We start from the raw sequence: 3,048 nt of genomic DNA, 5'->3' as shown, positions 1-3,048 counted from the left end.
GCCGCGCACACCCCGAGCTGGGCCGCCACCGCCCCCGACACCGCCCCCGAGGGCACGCAGCGGCTGTCCGCCGTGGCCACCCTCGCCCGTCCCGAAGCCTCCGGTGAGGGCTCCGGCGGCATCCCGGTCCGCGGTTTCGTGCGCGGCGCCGAGAGCGCGCCGGTCCCGCGGGCCGCGGTCACGCTGATCTCGCTCTCGGGACAGCAGCTGGGCCGGTCGGTGACCCAGGCCGACGGTTCCTACGCGGTCGAGGCACCGGGCGTCGGGTCGTACGTCCTGATCGCCTCCGCGGACGGCTTCCAGCCGCAGGCGTCCACCGTCCTCGTGAACGGTGAGCCGGTGGCCTACGACGTCCTCCTCAGCGGCACCAGCGGGCTGAACGGGCTCGTGCGGGCCGCGCAGAGCGGGGAGCCGGTCAAGGACGCGATGGTGATCGTCACCGATGTGCGCGGAGACCTCCTGGCCACCGGGACCACCGGTGAGCAGGGCGAGTTCGCCTTCGGCGAGTTGGTGCCGGGTGCGGTGACCGTCGCGGTGAACGCCGCCGGGTTCCGCCCGCGCGCCCTGCCCGTCGAGGTCGGCGGCACCGGCGTGACCCGCATCGAGGTCGACCTCGACTCGGGCGCCCGCCTCCAGGGTGTCGTCCGGGCGCCGCACGGTCCGCTGGCCGACGCACGGGTCACCCTCGTGGACGCGGCCGGCAACGTGGTCGGCACCGCCACCACCGGGACGGACGGGGCGTACGCCTTCACCGACCTGGACGGCGGCGAGTACACGGTCATCGCCACGGGCTACCCGCCGCAGGCGACGGCCCTGACGGTGAACGGGCCCGGCGTCGACGGCCACGACATCGAACTCGCCCACCCCGGCGAGTAGTTCAGCCGCTCCGGCCCGTGGCAGGGAGCGCGCGCTCCGATCGGAGGCGCGCGCCCGCCACGGGCCGGTCTTCATTCGAGGAGTTGTGAGACATGGGACTGACCGCGAGGATCCGCACCCGGGACGGATGGGCCGTGTCGCACGCGGTCGTCACGGTGACCGACATGACCGGCGCCCAGGTGCTGCGCGCGGAGGCGGACGCCGAGGGGGCCGTGCGGGACGGGACTCCGCTGGAGCCGGGGCCGTACACCGTCATCGTCACGGCCGTGGGCTACGCGCCCGCCGCCTCCAGCGCGATCGTCACCGCGAGCAGGCGGGCCGAGGTCGGCACGGTCACGCTGGCCCGCATCGGCGGGGCGGAACTCCCGCCGCCCGGGCCCTGGACCGTCGACCCGGCCCACTCCAGCGTGGGCGCGGTCGCCCAGCACCTGGGCATCTCCAGCGTGCACGGCCGCTTCACCGACTTCACCGCGGCGATCGAGGTCGCCCCGGACGACGTGACCAAGTCCCGGGTGGAGGCGGTGATCCGGGCCGCCTCCATCGACACGGGCAACGCGATGCGGGACGAGCACCTGCGCTCGGCGGACTTCCTGGACGTGGAGCGGTACCCCGAGATCACCTACCGGTCGACGGGGCTGACGGTGGCCGGCACGGACCGCTGGACGGTCCGCGGGGAACTGGCGATGCGGGGTGTCGTACGGCCGGTGGACCTGGACCTCGCCTACCTGGGCACGGGCGCCGACCCCTGGGGCGGCACCCGCGCCGCTTTCCGGGCCACGGCCCAACTGCGGCGGGAGGACTTCGCCATGAACTACAACCAGGTCGTGCAGGCCGGGATCGCGGCGATCGGTACGACCCTGAAGGTCGAGCTCGATGTGCAGGCGGTCCAGGGGGAGTCGCTGCCGCAGGCCTGAGGGCGTTGTCAGTGGCGGGACGTACCGTTCGGGGCATGGAGCGGAGCACGGGGGTGCAGGGGTACTACGCCGAGTCGGCGGAGCGGCTCGGGCGGGTCTACGAGAGCGTGTCGTTCGAGGACGTGCACGGGGCGCTGCTGGACCTGCTGCCGCCGGCGCCCGCGCGGGTGCTGGACGTCGGCGCGGGGACCGGTCGGGACGCGGCGGCGCTGGCCGGCCGCGGGTACACCGTCGACGCGGTGGAGCCGGTGGCGGAGCTGCGCCGGGTGGCCGAGCGGCTGCACCCCGGCAGCGGGGTGACCTGGCGGGCGGGCGCCCTGCCCGGGATACCGGGTGTGCGGGGGCCCTACGACGTGGTCCTGCTGTCCGCGGTGTGGATGCACTTGCGCCCGGAGGAACGGCCCGTCGCGATGCGGCGTCTGGCCGGACTGCTCGCGCCCGGCGGGCTCCTGCTGGTCACCCTGCGGCGCGGGGAGCCGCCCGTCGACCGGCGGATGTTCGACATCCCGCCCGAGGAGGTCATCGGGCAGGGGGCGCAGGCGGGGCTGAGGCTGCTGCGGACCGTGGCCGAGGGCGCGGACCGGCTCGGCCGGGACGCGGTGCACTGGCACGCCGTGGCGCTCCAACTAGGCTGATTCCATGGCACCGAACATCGCGACCAACACGTCCGTCTCCCTGGAAGAGCTGCTGGACTTCGTGCGGCCCCGGCACCGGGCGATCCTGCTGACACGGCGGGCGGACGGGTCACCGCAGGCCTCGCCGCTGACGTGCGGGGTGGACGACTCGGGGCGGATCGTCGTGTCGACGTATCCCGAGCGGGCCAAGACGAGGAACGCGAAGCGGGATCCGCGGGTGAGCGTGGTCGTGCTGAGCGACGACTGGAACGGACCGTGGGTGCAGGTCGACGGGACCGCGGAGGTCATCGACTCGCCCGACTCCGTGGAGCCGTTGGTGGAGTACTTCCGGAACATCTCCGGGGAGCACCCCGACTGGGACGAGTACCGGGCGGCGATGGTGAAGCAGGGGAAGTCGATCATCCGGGTCACGCCGGAGCGGTGGGGGCCGGTCGCCACCGGCGGTTTCCCGGCGCGGTTGGCTTCGCCGGACGCGTGAGGGGGCGGGGGACCCGGTTCGTCGGCGGGTGCGGGTGCGTGGGGGCTGGTCGCGCAGTTCCCCGCGCCCCTAGGTGGGTTCCACCATTGCCTCGATGCCTTTGACCAGTAGGTTCAAAGCGAAGTCGAAGTCCCTGTCCCTCATC

The 3,048-nt window shown here is 74.0% G+C and carries 4 protein-coding genes; all 4 read left to right on the top strand.

Annotation, left to right across the window (positions count from 1 at the left end):
• Window positions 1–876 (top strand): MSCRAMM family protein (locus AOJ26_RS40650; RefSeq protein ID WP_199828932.1); only part of this gene is annotated, 876 nt, incomplete at its 5' end.
• A gap of 92 nt (window positions 877–968) precedes the next feature.
• Window positions 969–1,790 (top strand): YceI family protein, encoded by an 822-nt coding sequence (locus AOJ26_RS40645; protein WP_053853346.1) that lies wholly within the window; start codon window positions 969–971, stop codon window positions 1,788–1,790.
• A gap of 35 nt (window positions 1,791–1,825) precedes the next feature.
• On the top strand, window positions 1,826–2,425 hold the full coding sequence (locus AOJ26_RS40640) for a class I SAM-dependent methyltransferase (protein WP_053853345.1): 600 nt from the start codon (window positions 1,826–1,828) through the stop codon (window positions 2,423–2,425).
• Between the two features lie 4 nt (window positions 2,426–2,429).
• Entirely contained in the window at window positions 2,430–2,903 is a 474-nt protein-coding gene (locus tag AOJ26_RS40635; RefSeq protein WP_053853344.1) for a PPOX class F420-dependent oxidoreductase, read from the top strand.
• Window positions 2,904–3,048: the final 145 nt, after the last annotated feature.

Origin of the sequence: Streptomyces sp. NRRL B-24085 (assembly GCF_001282115.1) — a bacterium.
Lineage (GTDB): Bacteria > Actinomycetota > Actinomycetes > Streptomycetales > Streptomycetaceae > Streptomyces.
The sequence above is the reverse complement of the archived record's forward strand: the minus strand, read 5'-3'. Positions and strand labels throughout refer to the sequence as shown.

Bases quoted from the DNA above. Each gene is read 5' to 3' on its own strand.
- AOJ26_RS40645 (WP_053853346.1), top strand. From the start codon at position 969: ATGGGACTGACCGCGAGGATCCGCACCCGGGACGGATGGGCCGTGTCG.
- AOJ26_RS40640 (WP_053853345.1), top strand. From the start codon at position 1,826: ATGGAGCGGAGCACGGGGGTGCAGGGGTACTACGCCGAGTCGGCGGAG.
- AOJ26_RS40635 (WP_053853344.1), top strand. From the start codon at position 2,430: ATGGCACCGAACATCGCGACCAACACGTCCGTCTCCCTGGAAGAGCTG.